10 protein-coding genes, 2 tRNA genes, 2 rRNA genes and 1 pseudogene are annotated in these 19,221 nt (G+C 40.8%); 4 read left to right on the top strand and 11 right to left on the bottom strand.

Features of this window, described 5'->3' with window-relative positions:
* Window positions 1–19: 19 nt before the first annotated feature.
* The 5 genes from E2I05_RS08380 to gmhB all read right to left on the bottom strand — a co-directional run bounded on the left by E2I05_RS08380 (window position 20) and on the right by gmhB (window position 6,438).
* Window positions 20–3,029: ribosomal RNA gene (locus tag E2I05_RS08380) — 23S ribosomal RNA — on the bottom strand.
* A gap of 368 nt (window positions 3,030–3,397) precedes the next feature.
* Window positions 3,398–3,473: transfer RNA gene (locus E2I05_RS08375), tRNA-Ala, on the bottom strand.
* Between the two features lie 131 nt (window positions 3,474–3,604).
* Window positions 3,605–3,681, bottom strand: a tRNA-Ile gene (locus E2I05_RS08370).
* 203 nt (window positions 3,682–3,884) lie between these two features.
* Window positions 3,885–5,426, bottom strand: a 16S ribosomal RNA gene (locus tag E2I05_RS08365).
* Together the 16S and 23S rRNA genes with 2 tRNA genes alongside form the textbook arrangement of a ribosomal RNA operon.
* 448 nt (window positions 5,427–5,874) lie before the next feature.
* Window positions 5,875–6,438, bottom strand: coding sequence for a D-glycero-beta-D-manno-heptose 1,7-bisphosphate 7-phosphatase (gene gmhB / locus E2I05_RS08360; protein ID WP_121851684.1), 564 nt, complete (start codon window positions 6,436–6,438; stop codon window positions 5,875–5,877).
* 148 nt (window positions 6,439–6,586) lie between these two features.
* On the opposite strand from gmhB, the gene E2I05_RS08355 reads away from it, so the two are divergent.
* Window positions 6,587–7,897: an aminopeptidase P N-terminal domain-containing protein gene (locus E2I05_RS08355; RefSeq protein WP_121851685.1), complete on the top strand. Its 1,311-nt coding sequence runs from the start codon at window positions 6,587–6,589 to the stop codon at window positions 7,895–7,897.
* A gap of 48 nt (window positions 7,898–7,945) precedes the next feature.
* On the opposite strand, the gene E2I05_RS08350 is transcribed toward E2I05_RS08355, so the two are convergent.
* The 3 genes from E2I05_RS08350 to E2I05_RS08340 form a co-directional block, all read right to left on the bottom strand.
* Window positions 7,946–8,320 (bottom strand): hypothetical protein, encoded by a 375-nt coding sequence (locus E2I05_RS08350; RefSeq protein WP_121851686.1) that lies wholly within the window; start codon window positions 8,318–8,320, stop codon window positions 7,946–7,948.
* A gap of 99 nt (window positions 8,321–8,419) precedes the next feature.
* A complete protein-coding gene (locus E2I05_RS08345) occupies window positions 8,420–8,815 on the bottom strand; it encodes a hypothetical protein (protein WP_121851687.1) in 396 nt (131 codons plus the stop codon).
* 38 nt (window positions 8,816–8,853) lie between these two features.
* On the bottom strand, window positions 8,854–9,306 hold the full coding sequence (locus tag E2I05_RS08340) for a GNAT family N-acetyltransferase (protein ID WP_121851688.1): 453 nt from the start codon (window positions 9,304–9,306) through the stop codon (window positions 8,854–8,856).
* Between the two features lie 1,391 nt (window positions 9,307–10,697).
* Here E2I05_RS08340 and E2I05_RS08330 point away from each other — a divergent pair.
* Together E2I05_RS08330 and E2I05_RS08325 are read left to right on the top strand one after the other, a co-directional pair.
* A pseudogene (locus E2I05_RS08330) lies at window positions 10,698–11,291 on the top strand (reverse transcriptase N-terminal domain-containing protein); the annotation flags it as partial.
* Between the two features lie 445 nt (window positions 11,292–11,736).
* Complete coding sequence (locus E2I05_RS08325; protein WP_121851690.1) at window positions 11,737–14,499, top strand: pentatricopeptide repeat-containing protein; 2,763 nt, start codon at window positions 11,737–11,739, stop codon at window positions 14,497–14,499.
* A 1,163-nt stretch (window positions 14,500–15,662) separates the two neighbouring features.
* Here E2I05_RS08325 and E2I05_RS08320 read toward each other — a convergent pair.
* The 3 genes from E2I05_RS08320 to E2I05_RS08310 all read right to left on the bottom strand — a co-directional run bounded on the left by E2I05_RS08320 (window position 15,663) and on the right by E2I05_RS08310 (window position 17,521).
* Window positions 15,663–16,184 (bottom strand): hypothetical protein, encoded by a 522-nt coding sequence (locus E2I05_RS08320; RefSeq protein ID WP_121851692.1) that lies wholly within the window; start codon window positions 16,182–16,184, stop codon window positions 15,663–15,665.
* A gap of 17 nt (window positions 16,185–16,201) precedes the next feature.
* Entirely contained in the window at window positions 16,202–16,717 is a 516-nt protein-coding gene (locus tag E2I05_RS08315; RefSeq protein WP_121851693.1) for a hypothetical protein, read from the bottom strand.
* A gap of 288 nt (window positions 16,718–17,005) precedes the next feature.
* On the bottom strand, window positions 17,006–17,521 hold the full coding sequence (locus E2I05_RS08310; RefSeq protein ID WP_121851694.1) for a hypothetical protein: 516 nt from the start codon (window positions 17,519–17,521) through the stop codon (window positions 17,006–17,008).
* A gap of 542 nt (window positions 17,522–18,063) precedes the next feature.
* Here E2I05_RS08310 and E2I05_RS08305 point away from each other — a divergent pair.
* Entirely contained in the window at window positions 18,064–19,092 is a 1,029-nt protein-coding gene (locus tag E2I05_RS08305; RefSeq protein ID WP_121851695.1) for a hypothetical protein, read from the top strand.
* The last annotated feature ends 129 nt before the right edge of the window (window positions 19,093–19,221 follow it).

Below are 19,221 nucleotides of genomic sequence, written 5' to 3'. Positions count from 1 at the left end.
TAAAACCCATCTGGGTTGTATGGTTAAGCCTCACGGGTCATTAGTACAAGTTAGCTCAACGCCTCACAACGCTTACACACCTTGCCTATCAACGTCCTAGTCTCGGACGGCCCTTTAGAGAGCTTAAAGCTCTAGAGATGACTCATCTCGAGGCTCGCTTCCCGCTTAGATGCTTTCAGCGGTTATCGATTCCGAACGTAGCTACCGGGCAATGCTATTGGCATAACAACCCGAACACCAGCGGTTCGTCCACTCCGGTCCTCTCGTACTAGGAGCAGCTCCTCTCAATCATCTAACGCCCACGGCAGATAGGGACCGAACTGTCTCACGACGTTCTGAACCCAGCTCGCGTACCACTTTAAATGGCGAACAGCCATACCCTTGGGACCGACTTCAGCCCCAGGATGTGATGAGCCGACATCGAGGTGCCAAACACCGCCGTCGATATGAACTCTTGGGCGGTATCAGCCTGTTATCCCCGGAGTACCTTTTATCCGTTGAGCGATGGCCCTTCCATTCAGAACCACCGGATCACTATGACCTACTTTCGTACCTGCTCGACGTGTCTGTCTCGCAGTTAAGCTGGCTTATGCCATTGCACTAACCGTACGATGTCCGACCGTACTTAGCCAACCTTCGTGCTCCTCCGTTACTCTTTGGGAGGAGACCGCCCCAGTCAAACTACCCACCAGGCACTGTCCTTACTCTCGATGAGAGAGCCAAGTTAGAACATCAACACTACAAGGGTGGTATTTCAAGGTTGACTCCACATCATCTAGCGACAACGCTTCAAAGTCTCCCACCTATCCTACACATGTAGGGTCAATGTTCAGTGCCAAGCTATAGTAAAGGTTCACGGGGTCTTTCCGTCTAGCCGCGGGTATACGGCATCTTCACCGCAATTTCAACTTCACTGAGTCTCGGCTGGAGACAGCGTGGCCATCATTACGCCATTCGTGCAGGTCGGAACTTACCCGACAAGGAATTTCGCTACCTTAGGACCGTTATAGTTACGGCCGCCGTTTACCGGGGCTTCGATCATGAGCTTCGACCTAAGTCTAACCCAATCAATTAACCTTCCGGCACCGGGCAGGCGTCACACCGTATACGTCATCTTGCGATTTTGCACAGTGCTGTGTTTTTGATAAACAGTTGCAGCCACCTGGTATCTGCGACTCCCAACAGCTTAGAGAGCAAGTCTCATCACCGTCAAGAGCGTACCTTCTCCCGAAGTTACGGTACCATTTTGCCTAGTTCCTTCAGCCGAGTTCTCTCAAGCGCCTTGGTATTCTCTACCCAACCACCTGTGTCGGTTTGGGGTACGATTCCTACTTACCTGAAGCTTAGAAGATTTTCCTGGAAGCAGGGCATCAACGACTTCATCACCTTAGTGACTCGTCATCAGCTCTCAGCCTAATGTAAACCCGGATTTGCCTAAGTCTACAGCCTACAGCCTTAAACGCGGACTACCAACGCCGCGCTCGCCTAGCCTTCTCCGTCTCTCCATCGCAGTAAGCAGAAGTACCGGAATATTAACCGGTTTCCCATCGACTACGCCTTTCGGCCTCGCCTTAGGGGTCGACTCACCCTGCCCTGATTAACATTGGACAGGAACCCTTGGTCTTTCGGCGAGGGAGTTTTTCACTCCCTTTATCGTTACTCATGTCAGCATTCGCACTTCTGATACGTCCAGCGTGGGTTACCCCTTCGCCTTCTACCGCTTACAGAACGCTCCTCTACCGCGTTTGTGCATCCCACATACGACTTATTCTCCACAACCGCCTCAACGTGTTGCGTGCTTAAACTGACATTTAAAAAACAAATGTCAGTTAGCTGAAATCGCATCTGGTGATGCACAAACACCCATAGCTTCGGTGTATTGCTTAGCCCCGTTAAATCTTCCGCGCAGGCCGACTCGACTAGTGAGCTATTACGCTTTCTTTAAAAGATGGCTGCTTCTAAGCCAACTTCCTAGCTGTCTAAGCCTTCCCACATCGTTTCCCACTTAGCAATAACTTTGGGACCTTAGCTGATGGTCTGGGTTGTTTCCCTTTCCACGACGGACGTTAGCACCCGCCGTGTGTCTCCCGAGTAGTACTCATTGGTATTCGGAGTTTGCAAAGGGTTGGTAAGTCGGGATGACCCCCTAGCCTTAACAGTGCTCTACCCCCAATGGTATTCGCTCGAGGCGCTACCTAAATAGCTTTCGAGGAGAACCAGATATCTCCCGGTTTGATTGGCCTTTCACCCCCAGCCACAAGTCATCCGCTCATTTTTCAACATAAGTCGGTTCGGTCCTCCAGTTGATGTTACTCAACCTTCAACCTGCCCATGGCTAGATCACCGGGTTTCGGGTCTACACCTTGCAACTCAACGCCCAGTTAAGACTCGGTTTCCCTACGGCTCCGCTATTCGCTTAACCTCGCTACAAAATGTAAGTCGCTGACCCATTATACAAAAGGTACGCAGTCACGGCTTCTTACCCATAAAGAGTTGGGCCGCTCCCACTGCTTGTACGTATACGGTTTCAGGTTCTATTTCACTCCCCTCACAGGGGTTCTTTTCGCCTTTCCCTCACGGTACTGGTTCACTATCGGTCAGTCAGGAGTATTTAGCCTTGGAGGATGGTCCCCCCATGTTCAGACAACATGTCACGTGTGCCGTCCTACTCGTTTTCATCTTCGGTTAGTTTTCGTGTACGGGGCTATCACCCTGTGCCGCTACGCTTTCCAACGTATTCCACTAACACCCCAAAGACTTAAGGGCTAATCCCCGTTCGCTCGCCGCTACTAGGGGAATCTCGGTTGATTTCTTTTCCTATGGGTACTTAGATGTTTCAGTTCCCCACGTTCGCCTCACACAGCTATGTATTCACTGTATGATAATCACTTATGTGATTGGGTTGCCCCATTCGGAAATCTCAGTCTGTAACGCCTTTTATCGACTTAACTGAGCTTATCGCAGATTAACACGTCCTTCATCGCCTCTGACTGCCAAGGCATCCACCGTATACGCTTAGTCGCTTAACCATACAACCCAGATGAGTTTCACTTCTTGCTAAAAAACAAGTCGTTAACATCATTGAGCTGCATTGCAACTAGCTGGTTTTTACTGATAATCATTGCATCAACGGGTAAGTTGATGCTGATATCGCCTTAGTTTTGAATATTCAAGACACTTAATAAAGTGTTTGAGAACTCTTGATGCTTTACCATTTAATGTAATGCATCGTTTTTGAGATTTTTCGTATGATTTACTATTCAAATGAACAATAAATCCTACTATCAGCTTTCCAAATTGTTAAAGAACGGGCTTAAAAAAGCCAAAGATAAATTATGTTTTATCTTTGGCCTCTCTAACTGTGCATGCCTCTCATAATTAACATTATAAGATGTAATGGTGGAGCTATGCGGGATCGAACCGCAGACCTCCTGCGTGCAAGGCAGGCGCTCTCCCAGCTGAGCTATAGCCCCATTACATGCAATGAATAAAAATCAAAAAACCAATCAAGTTGGCAAAGCCAAATCGAGTTAATTCAAGGCAGATTTTGACGACGTTTAGTTTTATAAACGAGGAGAAATCTAACGCAGAAATAACGAAGATTTGGTGGGTCAGAGTGGACTTGAACCACCGACCTCACCCTTATCAGGGGTGCGCTCTAACCAGCTGAGCTACAGACCCATTTCTTTTTGGCCTTTTGCGTGTTACTCAGCGTTACTCTCATCGATTCTAAGTCATGAACTTATGTTCACTCCTTGTGAGTCTCTTCAAGTGCCTTGATTAACGCACAAAATCCTCAAAAATGTCTATTTTGAGCTTTTATTCTTTCTTTATATCAAGCATATCTGTGTGAACACTCTACAAAAACAACAAAATCGTGTCGATAAGGAGGTGATCCAGCCCCAGGTTCCCCTAGGGCTACCTTGTTACGACTTCACCCCAGTCATGAACCACAAAGTGGTGAGCGTTCTCCCGAAGGTTAAACTACCCACTTCTTTTGCAGCCCACTCCCATGGTGTGACGGGCGGTGTGTACAAGGCCCGGGAACGTATTCACCGTAGCATTCTGATCTACGATTACTAGCGATTCCGACTTCATGGAGTCGAGTTGCAGACTCCAATCCGGACTACGAACAACTTTATGAGATTAGCTCCACCTCGCGGCTTCGCAACCCTTTGTATTGCCCATTGTAGCACGTGTGTAGCCCTACTCGTAAGGGCCATGATGACTTGACGTCGTCCCCACCTTCCTCCGGTTTATCACCGGCAGTCTCCCTAAAGTTCCCACCCGAAGTGCTGGCAAATAAGGATAAGGGTTGCGCTCGTTGCGGGACTTAACCCAACATTTCACAACACGAGCTGACGACAGCCATGCAGCACCTGTCTCAGAGTTCCCGAAGGCACCAATCCATCTCTGGAAAGTTCTCTGGATGTCAAGAGTAGGTAAGGTTCTTCGCGTTGCATCGAATTAAACCACATGCTCCACCGCTTGTGCGGGCCCCCGTCAATTCATTTGAGTTTTAACCTTGCGGCCGTACTCCCCAGGCGGTCTACTTAATGCGTTAGCTTGAGAACCCAGTCTTCAAGAGACCAAATTCCGAGTAGACATCGTTTACGGCGTGGACTACCAGGGTATCTAATCCTGTTTGCTCCCCACGCTTTCGTGCATGAGCGTCAGTCTTTGTCCAGGGGGCCGCCTTCGCCACCGGTATTCCTTCAGATCTCTACGCATTTCACCGCTACACCTGAAATTCTACCCCCCTCTACAAGACTCTAGTCTGCCAGTTTCAAATGCTATTCCCAGGTTGAGCCCGGGGCTTTCACATCTGACTTAACAGACCGCCTGCGCACGCTTTACGCCCAGTAATTCCGATTAACGCTCGGACCCTCCGTATTACCGCGGCTGCTGGCACGGAGTTAGCCGGTCCTTCTTCTGTGGGTAACGTCACGGCTGCTGGTTATTAACCAACAACTTTTCCTCCCCACTGAAAGTGCTTTACAACCCGAAGGCCTTCTTCACACACGCGGCATGGCTGCATCAGGCTTTCGCCCATTGTGCAATATTCCCCACTGCTGCCTCCCGTAGGAGTCTGGGCCGTGTCTCAGTCCCAGTGTGGCTGATCATCCTCTCAGAACAGCTAGGGATCGTCGCCTAGGTGAGCTCTTACCTCACCTACTAGCTAATCCCACCTGGGCTTATCCAATTGCGCAAGGCCCTAAGGTCCCCTGCTTTTCCCCGTAGGGTTTATGCGGTATTAGCAGTCGTTTCCAACTGTTATCCCCCACAACTGGGCAAATTCCCAGGCATTACTCACCCGTCCGCCGCTCGTCAGCAGAGTAGCAAGCTACTCTCTGTTACCGCTCGACTTGCATGTGTTAGGCCTGCCGCCAGCGTTCAATCTGAGCCATGATCAAACTCTTCAATTAAAGTTTTTGCTCGAAGCTAATGAAAGCTTCTGCTCAATGAATTCTGTCGATTTGACTTACTTCTCTTTATGAAAAGGAAAGTAAACCAAATTTGCATGTTCAAAATGCTTATTTACTTAACGTAAGTAATCACTTTGAAAGTTTGCGTGAACACAATTAATTGAGAAAATTTTTGACTGCTTAATCTATTCACCGAAGTGATAAACCAATACAGTTTCGATTTTGTCAATCTCTGTGAGTGCTCACACAGATTTGCTTGATATATTGTTAAAGAGCATTGATTAACTTGTTGAAGTTAATCATAAACACGTCATCTGCCGTGTCAGTGGTTGCGCATTATAGAGATCTGAACGAACTCTGCAAGTGCTTTTTTAATAAAAATAACACCAAATCATTCAGCCGTACACTTTTCACCCTTAACGCTCAACAAACCAACAAAATATTGCGTTTATTGCATACTTTGAAGATATTTTGGCAAGCTTGCGATACTGTCAATGACTGTTGACGCTACATCACTCACCGCAATTTTTTTACCAGAACGAACTAACACTCGAGTTGGAACACCTGCATTATGTGCTGCTAACATATCATCATGCTTATCACCTACCATCACTGATTGAGATAAATCGATTTTCAAAAAACTAGCTGCGCTTGTAATCATACCGGGTTTCGGTTTTCGACAATCACATTCTTGCCTATACTCATTTATACCTTTCTCGGGGTGATGCGGGCAAAAATATATCCCATCTAACTCGATACCTTTATCTACAAAATTCCAATCCATCCATTCTGTTAAAGAGTGGAACTCATCTTCTGAATACATACCACGAGCGATACCCGACTGATTCGTGACTACAACTAGCATGTATCCCATGGCTTTAAGCTCTTTACACGCCTGAAATACACCTTCTATGAATACAAAGTCATCGACTTTATGGACATAGTCGAAGTCTTTATTAATAACACCGTCACGATCTAAAAAAATGGCTTTATTCAAGCGCTGCTCCAACATTTTTATGAATTATTGTACATTGTCATTATTTCATTCATTTATTCAAAAATCACCAATAATGCCAGAGTTGTTATAAAAACCATCAACAGGTATTGTAATGAATATTATATACAAGTTACTTAATTAGGAAATTTTTAGGGGCCAAGGAATGGAAAATGTTTTTCAAAAGCGTCGCACTGAACTTTTAGATAAATTACCAGAGTTTAGCCTTGTCATTTTAGTAGGGTATCAACAAAAAGTTCGCAGTAAGAACATAAAGTATTCCTTTAGGCAGGATAATGACTTCTATTATCTTACTGGCTTTGATGAACCCGATGCGATTGCATTAATTTCAAGAGATGAGTCAAATGATAACTTCACGCTTTTTTGTAGACCCAAAAATCCCCATCAAGAAACAAATTTTGGAGAGCGTGCAGGTATAGAAGGAGCAGTTAAAATTCATGGCGCAACAAATGCCCTACCCATAGATAGTTTTCCATCTGAGTTTGAAAAATATCTTGAAGGCATTAAGCGCATATACCTGAGTGATGAACTTAATATCATTAGCTCTTCATTGATTCCGATTGTTAACCGGCAACGCCAAACCTGTGGATTTGATGTTATTAAACAATACCGTAGTATTGAATCGTTAGCCCCGATTATACACGCTACCCGCCTTATCAAGTCAGAACTAGAAATAAACACAGTAAAAGCTGCTGTTGCCGCTTCGATTGACGGACATAAAGAAGTGATGAAACGTTGCGCACCGAATGTCAATGAAGCCGAACTTTCAGCACAATTCTATCAATCGATTGGAGCACATGGTTGTAAAGAGGTAGCTTATCCAAATATTGTTGCTAGCGGCAATAATGCTATGTGTTTACATTATGAAGCTAACAATTCTGTTTTGAAAAATGGCCAAATGCTTCTCATAGATGCTGGTGCTGAATACAAAAAATATGCTTCTGATATTACTCGAAGCTACCCTATCAATGGACGTTTTAGTGCTGAACAAAAACAAATTTACAGCATAGTACTTTCAGCTTTAGATTCTGCTATATCGAAAGTCGAGCCCAACACCTCATGGAATATTCTTTACGAAACATGCATGGAAGTTATGGCCAGAGGCTTAATAGAACTAGGGTTATTAACCGGCACTTTCGAAGAAGTCATGGCCTCCCATGCATATAAGCGATTTACTGTACATAAAACCGGCCATTGGCTTGGAATGGATGTTCATGATGTAGGACCATACCATGATGAGCAAGACAACTGGATAAAACTTCGACCAAATATGGTGTTCACTATTGAACCCGGAATCTACATACCTGAGTCTGCGGATGATATACCTGAAGCTTATAGGGGGATTGGTATTAGAATAGAAGACGATATTTTAGTGACAACAACTGGACACGAAAATTTATCTGCCGCCATACCAAGAACTATTGAAGATATCGAGAATATTATGCAAAGCGAATAATGAATTGATTTAAAATGCCGCCATCAATGAATAGAGGCGGCTAAAAATTCACATATATAAAGAAGACAAACAAAAAACACCTGCCAATAACAAACCTAACAACTCTATCTTTCCAAAAACAGTCGATTTATAGCCACTAACAAAAATGGAGTATGCTCTCCACACAAAAAACAAAAAGTAGTTTAAAGCGATAAAGGATAACAAACCATATAAGTGAGTTTTCGCAATAACGTCAAAACACGTCAAAAACAGCACGGCTCCTGAAACAATATGAAATAATGTTATGTAGTGATAGTAAATTTTTTCACTTTTTACATCTAATGCTTGAACCAAAGACTCTTGTCGAGGGAATTTAGATCTAAAGCCTAACAAATGGCAAACAAACACTGTTAAAACGGCTAAAAAACCTGCAATGAAAAACATATTAATTGTACCTTGCTCAGCTAAGCTAAAAACCTAGTGTAGTAGACAGGTAAAACTTATTTCTTATTTCAAACATTAAATATAAATTTTAAATCAACCCTACATTTCGACCATTTGCCAATATTTCAGCCTTTCATCAGGGGCAGCTAAAATTTGCTGGCATTTAGTGCGGTATTGATTCATTAACTCCCGCAACCCACTACTAGCTTTCATTTCTGCAATTTGCTGATTCTCTATTTCAGCAAATTTACTTGTGGCTGATTTATCATATTTAAGAGCAAGTTCCAGACTTTTTTGATGAGATAGCTTGAGTTTATCTGCAATCCCCTTCATTTGCGGAGCATTCATTGCAATAAGGGCGTCGCTACTGATTTTATAATATGAAGCACATTGGATCACTTCATTCAAAAATTTATTTTCGGCCGTATCAGCATAGGTTGGTAATGGTAGAACGAGTACAAAGCAGATAAATACTAGTTGAGTAATTCTATTCATACTTAATTCAAACTTAATTAATGGCTAATATAGGCAGACTAACACACCTCATAGCCATAAGATAAAAACTCTTCATCTTGAATGAACCCTAAACGTTCATACAATAATTGAGCTTGTTTATTTTCTTTATGAGTTTGTAATCCTATATGAACAATACCTTCCATTATTGCATAGCTATTACATCGTGAAATAAGAGTTTTTCCTACCCCTACACACCGAGCAAATTTTGAGACATATAAATCATTTAAAATAAGTGTTGGTCTTGCGCTTATTGAAGAGAAGCTCGGATATAATTGAGCAAAACCCAATCCCACATTCAAGCTATCTTTTGCTAAAAAAATGACTGAGCTTTGCTCTAGTATTCGACTTTTAATGAAATGTGTAGCAAGTTCAATATCCGATGATTGGCTGTAAAATTGTCTGTATTCATCGAATAACCTTGCAACTTCTGCTAAATCATCTATTGTGGCCTTTACTATTTTGCAATCCATTCAAGCTCCACTTTATGGCATATTGAGATTAAATAGCTCTATCCTACATCACTAATAATGACACTATTATTACACGAGATTAGCACAGAAATACCTATTATACTTTTGTCTTATTTTGTAACCTTTCAAGTTCACATAAAAACGCATCATTCAAAGCGGTAACATGCCAAGCATTATTGTAATTGCAATCATTAACCCTAAAAACATCAGTTGAACGCTGAGTATATGAGTAACTGTTTGAGTCAATAAGATGACTTTATCATCATGGCTTTCACCCAATGAGTGAAGTGCTCTACGCTCACAAGCTTGCTAAAATGACTGCTATCTGCGTTGTAACTTTTGCAAGTAGAATAACTACTTGCTGCAAGCTACGCCTTACTATCAGCCATTTTTTCTATGCTTGAGAACGCAGTCAACTGATGTATCTAGGTTAATACAAGCATGACACGACTCACAGCTGAAGCCTTAACATCATCTATCGATTTTTAAAATAAACTACCCAGCAGCAAGCGGCGATGAGTGCGACGTGAAGTCGTATGAAGCGTTGTTCACCGCTTTGAGTGAACCTTCTGTATCACCAGATGAACCTAGGGGGTGTTCAGCCTAATTGATGTTAGTTTTTTAACTTATTGATTTTCTGTAAGCGAACAAATAAAAATACCTGTAAATGGCTTTCACTTTTAAAACCACTTAGTCGCCATTTCGGTAAAAACATCTAGTTTTAACCTTATTTTTAAGGTTAAAATAACAAAATCTGGCATTTTTTTGAATTTGAAATTTTAGCTAACATCATTTAGAAAGAACTAAATGGACATATTACCTTTACATGTTCCTAACTTTTTAAAACAACGGAACTTTCTCCTTATATCTTCACATTATTTAGGCTGAGTCCCCAACCTAGGACTCTGAATAAAGTAGCGAGTCTGACAATGTAACGAAGTCGATTCGACGGGAAAATAATCGTGAGAGGACGTTCCTCCTGATAACCACATGAATCGGGTAAGTGCTAGGTAGTCAGTATGATGAATGTAAGTGAACCTATGTAAGGTGCGTCATGCTTGAAACAGCGGAAGTGGTTATTACGCTGTAGCCAAAAGGCACCGAGAGCAGGTAAAGAAATTTCCTCGTGTTCTTTCGTGATCGACACGCTCTCCGCACTATAGTAGGCATCTAACGTGACATACGGAACACGGTAAGCCTGTATCACTCCCTTTGGGAAAGCTGTCTGCGAAGAAAGCTGATGGTGGTGCAGGTAAAGGAGGCTGGAGAAAGCAAACGCTGCATTGTAATGATGCAGATACAGATGAATATCTGGCACGAAAGTGAGCCCACTTCCAGCTGGTCTTCCGTTGCAAGAGAGTTTGAAGAACTTTATTTATGGAGAAACGCAAATGATTATTTCACCTGAAATAAGTGCCTCTCCCTGCGGCATACAATGGCAATCCATTAACTGGAAGGCGGTTGAAAAGCACGTATTAAAGCTTCTGATACGTATTGCAAAGGCAATTCGAGAAGGCAGAAAGAGCAAAGCTAAGGCTTTGCAATGGCTGCTAACTCACTCGAAATCAGCCAAACTACTGGCTGTAAAACGAGTTTCACAAAACAAAGGCAGTAAAACGCCGGGAATAGACGGCATAATATGGAATACTGATGCTCGCCGTATGACTGCGGTTCATCAACTGAGCAGGAAAGGCTATAAAACCAAACCGCTCAGGCGTATCTACATCCCCAAGAAAAACGGCAAGCTTAGACCATTAGGCATTCCTTGCATGATAGACAGAGCGCACCAAGCGCTTCATCTTCTAGCATTAGAGCCTATAGCAGAAACGCTCGCCGACCCAAACAGCTATGGGTTTCATCCTAACCGTTGTGCATCAGACGCAACCACACAATGCTTCAATTGCTTGTGTAAAAGAGGCTCGGCGCATTGGGTTCTTGAGGGAGACATTCAAGCTTGCTTTGATAAGATTGGCCATCAATGGCTTTCTTATTTGGAATAACCAAACCTCACAAACCCTGCCTTGCATAAAATAACCAATTTATCGCAGCAAAAACAATCACGAAAGATCAACAGACCCTAGTATTTTGACAATTCTTTAGGCAATTCAGAGGATGTGATTAGGGTATGTTGATCTTTCAGGATTGAATTTTGTGCTATTTGTGAGTCTATCTGTTTAAGGCATGAGCAATTGTAATGGATAAAAAAGTTTAATATCGAACGAACCCATTCCTCAATATTACCAATTTCCGCTCAATTTCATTATTTTTTTGATTCCGAGGCACAACTATGAGCTACGAAACGGCTCCCTGTGTGGTCGATAATCTTCTGTTATACATTTATAGAATGCCTTAAAGCTGAATATTTTTGTATTTATCTTTTTAGTGCGTTATTTCTTAGCCTGTTAATTCATTCACTTATTGAGTAATGTGATGGCGACAGTGCGCACTCCTGCTGAGCAACAATCAATATATAGATTCATGCTTAAAAGTCTCCAAGAATACCCAAGCGAAGCCGTATTATATCTGAACTTTGAGGTTTCAAAGTTTGATAGTGATGAAGAGTTACAACAGTGTTATCAACTATTAAGCAAAACTGATAGACAAAATCTGTATGATTTTTTCAACAATAAACCATCATCGACTCGCTTTAACTCTCGCACACGAGAGACTCAGTATTGTAAGAAGCCAAGTAATGTTTGCCGACGTTTTACAACTGAGCCCCGTCCCATTACTCCAAAATCGAGCACTCAGTATCCCAAGCAATTACAGCAACAACCTTCCTCCCCAGATCCCTTTTTTACTCAGACCAGTTCACTTATTCACTCTTGGAAACTTAAACAAAAAAGCAAAAATCAACTCGGTATTGAGTTAAATGTATTAATTGGTGGTTGCACTAAACTTTCGCAGCTTATTGAAATCATTCAGACCCTAAAAAACGACAAACAGGTCATGGAAACATCATGGGACATAAGACTAATCCATAAAATGTTACACAAAGCAGCCGAGTTTTCTGACAGTCATTCATCTAAATTCAACGGTATTTTTAGTGACATAACTCTATTTAAATCGTCCTATGAAGCGAAAACATGCATACTATTACTGATATTAATTAAGTTAAATTTAAATTTTTCAGATGGCAAAAGATTGGTACTAAGCAATGCAGCTGAAACCAGCTTAATGCAGCAGTGGGGCATCAAGCCTAATGTTGCTATTTACAATGCCTTTATCACGGTATGCGCTAAAACTTGCCAATTTGATAGTGCTTGGCAACTGGTGTGTGGTAATAAGCCCGTGATGGCACCTCATTTGCCATTAAAAGCCAATCAAATCACCTGCCTGAATTTGCTGACGGTCTGCGCTGAAGCGGGGCGTTATGCAAAAGCCAAATCATTGGTGTTGGGCGATACAGATACAGTCAGCTTAATACGACAATGGGGCATCATGCCTAACGTTGCCGTTTACAGCGCCTTTATCACGGTATGCGCTAAAACTGGCCAGTTTGATAGTGCTTGGCATCTGGTGTGTGGTGATAAGCCCGTGATGGCACCTCATTTGCCATTAAAAGCCAATCAAATCACCTGCACGAATTTGCTGACAGCCTGCGCTGAAATGGAGCGTTTTACAGAAGCCAAATCATTGGTGTTGGGCGATGGCGATACAGCTAGCTTAATGCAACTGTGGGGCATCAAGCCTAACGTTGCCATTTACAGCGCCTTTATCACGGTATGCGCTAAAACAGGCCAGTTTGATAGTGCTTGGCAACTGGTGTGTGGTGATAAGCCCGTGATGGCACCTTATTTACCATTAAGAGCCAATCAAATCACCTGCATGAATTTGCTGGCTGCCTGCGCTGAAATGGAGCGTTATGCAGAAGCCAAATCATTGGTATTGGGTGATACAACTACAGTTACAGCCAGCTTAATACGACAATGGGGCATCAAGCCTAACGTTGCCATTTACAATGCTTTTATCACGGTATGCGCTAAAACTGACCAGTTTGATAGTGCTTGGCGACTGGTGTGTGGTGTCAAACCCGTGATTGCAACTCATCTACCACTAAAGGCAGATTCAATCACCTGCATGAATTTGTTAATTGCTTGCGCTGAAGCGGGGCGTTATGCAGAAGCCAAATCATTGGTGTTGGGCGATGGCGATACAGACAGCTTAATGCAACAATGGGGCATTAAGCCTGATGTTGCCATTTACAATGCCTTTATCACGGTATGCGCTAGAACTGGCCATTTTGATAGTGCTTGGCAACTGGTGCGTGGTGACAAGCCTGTGATAGCACCTCATCTACCACTAAAGGTAGATTCAATCACCTGCATGAATTTGCTGGCTGCCTGCGCTGAAACGGGGCGTTATGCAGAAGCCAAATCATTGGTGTTGGGCGATGGCGATACAGATACAGATACAACCAGCTTAATGCAACAATGGGGCATCAAGCCTGATGTTGCCATTTACAATGCTTTTATCACGGTATGCGCTAAAACGGGCCAGTTTGATAGTGCTTGGCAACTAGTGTGTGGTGATAAGCCCGTGATGGCACCTCATTTGTCATTAAAGGCCAGTCTAATCACCTGCATAAATTTGCTGACGGCCTGCGCTGAAATGGTGCGTTTTACAGAGGCAAAATCATTGGTTTTGGGCGATGGCGATACAGCTATAACCAGCTTAATACAACAATGGGGCATCAAGCCTGATGTTGCCATTTACAATGCCTTTATTAAAGTATGTATTAAGGCTAAGGAATTTGACACGGGAATGTGGTATTTAGAAAAAATAATGAACAAATGTGACATGAGTACTTTTTTACAAGTGCATGCTCATCTTGCGCCGCTTGAAAAAGATAATTTCGCAAGCATGATTGATAAAGGGATAGCACAAGGAATATATAAAAAAAATGTTGGCTTAATGAATCATTGTATCGATTTGCATATGGATAAAATCTTCGAAGACCATTCAGGTAATGATACACATATTCAAGGTGTTCCATTAGCTTTCGCAAAACTATTATTTTGTTACCACAAACAAAACAATGAACCCAAGATAACATCGATCATAACTGGATACCATGGCAATAATACTTTAAAAAATGGAATGATAAGTTTTCTCAAAGATGAATTTGGACTTGAGTTTATCGAGGATAAATTCAACTCAGGAATGATAGTATTAAGCGAGTCTATCCATTAATTTGATACTAGGGTCTGCTGATCTTTCAGGATTAAATTTTGTGCTATTTGAGCATTTATCTGTTCAACCTTGAAACATCAGTTGACTGCGTTCTCAAGCGTAGAAAAAATGGCTGATATTAAGACGTAGCTTGCAGCAAGTAGTTATTCTACTTGCAAAAGTTACAACGCAGATAGCAGTCATTTTAGCAAGCTTGTGAGCGTAGAGCGCTTCACTCATTGGGTGAAAGCAATGATGATAAAGTCATCATATTGCTCAAATAGTTACGCGTATACTCAGCGTTCAACTGATGTTTTTAGGTTCAAGGCGTGAGCAGTGATGCTTAGCCATCCCATCTAAGTGAGCTGGTCACAACACAAAACAGTGAATACTCAAAGCATCGAAGACAGCGTAAATTGGTCATTTCTGCTGCGTTATCGTTTTCTTATTTGGAATAACCAAACCTCACAAACTCTGCCTTGCATAAAATAACCAATTTATCGCTGCAAAAACAATCACGAAAGATCAACAGACCCTAGCGAGCACACTTTTTAGTATGATCGCATAATTGTTCTTTACCGACCAAGCATTAACTGTATCTGACATTTCGTACACGGAATAGTTATGTTGCTAAAGCTGAATAAAAATCACCTTTATCTATGTTTTACTTAAAATTAACCGGTATGAACATTTTCACAACACAAAAATCAGTAACCATTCATCCCACGTTCCGCACCTGTATTCGATTGACAAATAATTAAATTTAAATGGATAAAACAAATGGAACTTCATTCTATAAAAAATACAAATTTCAACTATTTGAAAATAAATAGGAATTTTAATAAATCGTAAGTTATTGATATTTGAAGTTGGTTATTAACCTGTTGAAATTTTAATGTTTTTATTTGATTTAAAAGGTGCGGAATGTGGGATTCATTAATTTTGGGTTTTTAATAGGTGTGCTCAATGTCAGCTGTATGGATTGCTTGAACTTCATTCATTTTATCCAGAGTTCTTCGCAATGTTTTACCATCAAGGGGAATGATGTGTTCATCGATTGTACAAAGGCGCTTTACACATTCGGTAAATGCAGTTAACAGGCAAAGGCTATTATAAACCACGATCAATTCTGGTTGGCAAACAATCAAATTTAACTGCTTATTTTGACCCGTTTTCCCTAATTGTTAGCCCTCTTTTACTGACGTTTCATCATTTTTTCGAGCAGCCGTACTTAAAGCATGAATATCAGCTACGCTAAAACCATATTTAGCTTGTTCGTAATTGAAGCCATATTGTAGATGTTTTCCAGAAAGTGAATCATGATATTGCATGGTTCGTAAACGTTTTACTTTCGATTCATGTTTTTCACCTAACCCCTGAATCAACTCAGAAGCTTCTGTTGGTATTGTGGTTTTCATCAATATGTCAACTAATAAACTTGAACCATGCCGTAAATTAGCACTAGGCAAGTATCTTTTAAACATTGACCTTGGCTCTCTTAAATTAGCTTTAATTGGTTTGTTTTCAGCACCACAATTTGCTTTATAAAAATTGTGCCATGATGCCTCAGGAGACGTAAATTCTAAATCGACCCTGTAATCAGCTAATTTTGTTGAAAGAGTATGTATAGTTTCATCACCACTTAAAGTTAAACTGTTATCGTTAACAGGCAATAGTGGTTGATATTCGTTTTGACTTTTAATCATTGTTAGCCCTATTTAAATTACATCTCATTATTTTTTCGAGCAGCCGTACTTAAAGCGTGAATATCAGCTACGCTAAAACCATTTCTAGCTTCTAATTCATTAAAGTCATATTGTAAATGTTTTCCAGAAAGTGAATCTTGATATTTCATGGTTCTAAAACGTTTTACTTTCAAATTATGTTTATCACCTAACCCCTCAATCAACTCAGAAGCTTGTTTTGGTGTTGTGGTTTTCATCAATATGTCAACTAATAAACTTGAACCACTTCGTAAGTTAGGGCTAAGCAAGTGTCTTTTAAAGCTTGACCTTGGCTCTCTTAAATTAGCTTTAATTGGATTGTTCCCTTCACCATTATTCGCTTTAAAAAAATTGCGCCATGAGGCCGAAGGGCACGTAAATTCTAAATTGACGCTGTAATCGGCTAATTTTGTTGAAAGAGTATGTATAGTTTCATCATCACTTAAAGTTAAACTATTATCGTTAACAGGTAATATAGCTGGTAGTGGTTGATATTCGTTTATAATTTTAATCATGGTTAGCCCCCATTATGTTTATGTAATTGTTGGTAAATAGTCTAATTTTCTTTCTAATTCGTAGTTCTGCGATTCAAGAGCTTGATAAGCATCACGCTTATTCTATTCTGGTACTTCATCGTGTCGTTTTTGATCAACGCTGGTTTCAAATGACCGATTACAGGCTCAATCGTTGTCCGTTTTTTACAGAATTCATTTTTGCATTTTCTTATGGCTTTTGAGTCTCGTTTTAATGCCCAGCTAGATAGTATTCGCCTGTTAAATCCCCCCTTGCTAGCCCTCTTTTACTTACGTTTCTTTATTATTTCGAGCAGCCATACTTAAAGCGTGAATATCAGCTACGCTAAAACCATATTCAACTTGTTCGTCATTAAAGGTATATTGTAGATGTTTCCCAAAAATTGAATCTAGATATTGCATGATTCTTAAACATTTTACTTTCGTTTCATGTTTTTCACCTAAACCCTCAATCAACTCTATAGCTTGTGTTGATGTTGTGGTTTTCATCAATATTTCAACTAATAAAGTTGAACCATTTCGAGAATCAGAACTAAACAACTGTCTTTTAAACCATGATCTTGGTTTTCTTAAATTAGCTTTAATTTGTTTGTTTTCCTCACCATTATTCGCTTTAAAAAAATTGACCCATGAGATCCAAGGACACCTAAATTCTAAATCGACCCTGTAATTGGCTAGTTTTGTTGAAAGAGTATGTATAGTTTCATCACCACTTAAAGTTAAACTACTATCGTTAATAGGTAGTAGAGCTGGTAGTGGTTGATATTCGTTTATAATTTTAATCATAGTTAGCCCCCATTATGTTTATGTAATTGTTGGTAAATAGTCTAATTTTCTTTCTAATTCGTAATTCTGCAATTCAAGAGCTTGATAAGTATCCCCCTTCATCTGTTCTTGTACTTCATCGTATCGTTTTAATGGCCGACTTGGGATAACGACCTCTTGCTCGACATATTGCATACTCCCTTTGTAACCTTTATCTACAATGGTTGTAGTGACTTTGAATAGGTATCACTATTAAGCATTAAGCACTACTTTATAACCTCTTAGTAAAATTGCGGAAGAAAGTATATATGAGTTCTCGTCACTCCAGTGCAGGCTGAAGTCTAGTGCCTTTGTTTTTTTCTATAAAAGCCACTAGATACCAGCCTTCGCTGGTATGACAAAGATTGATACTTTCTAAATCGCTAGATCCCTTACCCTCCCGATATTAAGTGCTGCTAAATCAAATGGTGATATCAATGGAAAATTAAATTTTCTTCACATTTAACCCTAATGAACTCTTTTGAGGTATTTTTTGAGCAAATAACTTGTTTATAAAGGTAATTATGTCTTGCTCATCAACTGCATCAGGTATTAACAATATTTCAGATAAATTTAACTCGATGGGACTATCTCCAGTTCTTGCAGACCCAGAGCAACAATCTACTATGCGCTCACCTTCTGGTAAGCAATATTCTTGTGGTGAAACAATACAAGATGAGCACATGTGTAACTTTATATCGGCTACGTCAGAAATAGTAAGCCAGAAATCGAAGGAAGATTCACATAACTATATGGATTTGCCAATTATTTTTGACAGAATGTTCTCGCTTAAAGATACAAATGGTCAGTTTGTTGTCAATAAAGATAAGCTTGTATGTAAAGCAAGTGACATTGCCTTATATCTTGGTTTATTCGATGCATTTGAGACACATAAACTCGAAAACGCTGGCAATATAAACTTGAAAGATATATTAGTTAAGCTCATCAAAAAGTGGGCAGAGTCCTCGCAGAGTGTCAAGAATCCGAATTATTTATTTACTTGGGGTGGGTTTGTTGAATTATTAAATGATGTTGAATTAAGTGAAGAGGCTAAAAGAATTACTGAATGTATCCAACAAATTTTTATTGGCACACCCGATAAGCTCATGCCGTATGAATCAAAAGTATTTGTGCCTTCAGCCCCTATTCAAAGAGGAGACCAGCAAACCGATAGAGTAGCCTCAGATTCTGCTGAGGCCATTGATAGTTCTAATGGTAATCTTGATAACAGCGATCTTGATGAAATCCTAGAATGGTTAAGTGAGGTTAAAAGCTGTTGGCGCCAAATAGGTACTTCAATTGGGCTGTCATACGCTCAAGTGAAGGACATAAAAATGAAAAGAATGGAATCTGCAGAAAGTTTGTCGGAGGTTGTAGAGACTTGGCTAAATGGTAATGGGGTTAGAGAAACAAAGAAAAATAGAGAAGTCGCTATCGGTGAATTAAGAAAGCCAATCAATTGGCAGACTATCGTTTATGCTGTCAAAAGCTCCATGGGAGGGAATAATACGAGCTTAAGTGAAAAAATAGAAGATAAATATCTGAAAAAGTAGCTTTCTAATGGATAAATACCTTCTACGGCGTCATATGCCCTTCAGATTTGTGGATTGGGACACGTAATTGTTGGCTTAATTTCCATATATACCGTATAGCAACAAGTACCATTGCTATGTCGATGGCTC

It is taken from the genome of Parashewanella spongiae, from assembly GCF_004358345.1.
Lineage (GTDB): Bacteria > Pseudomonadota > Gammaproteobacteria > Enterobacterales > Shewanellaceae > Parashewanella > Parashewanella spongiae.
This window is presented reverse-complemented; position numbering and strand designations above follow the sequence as displayed.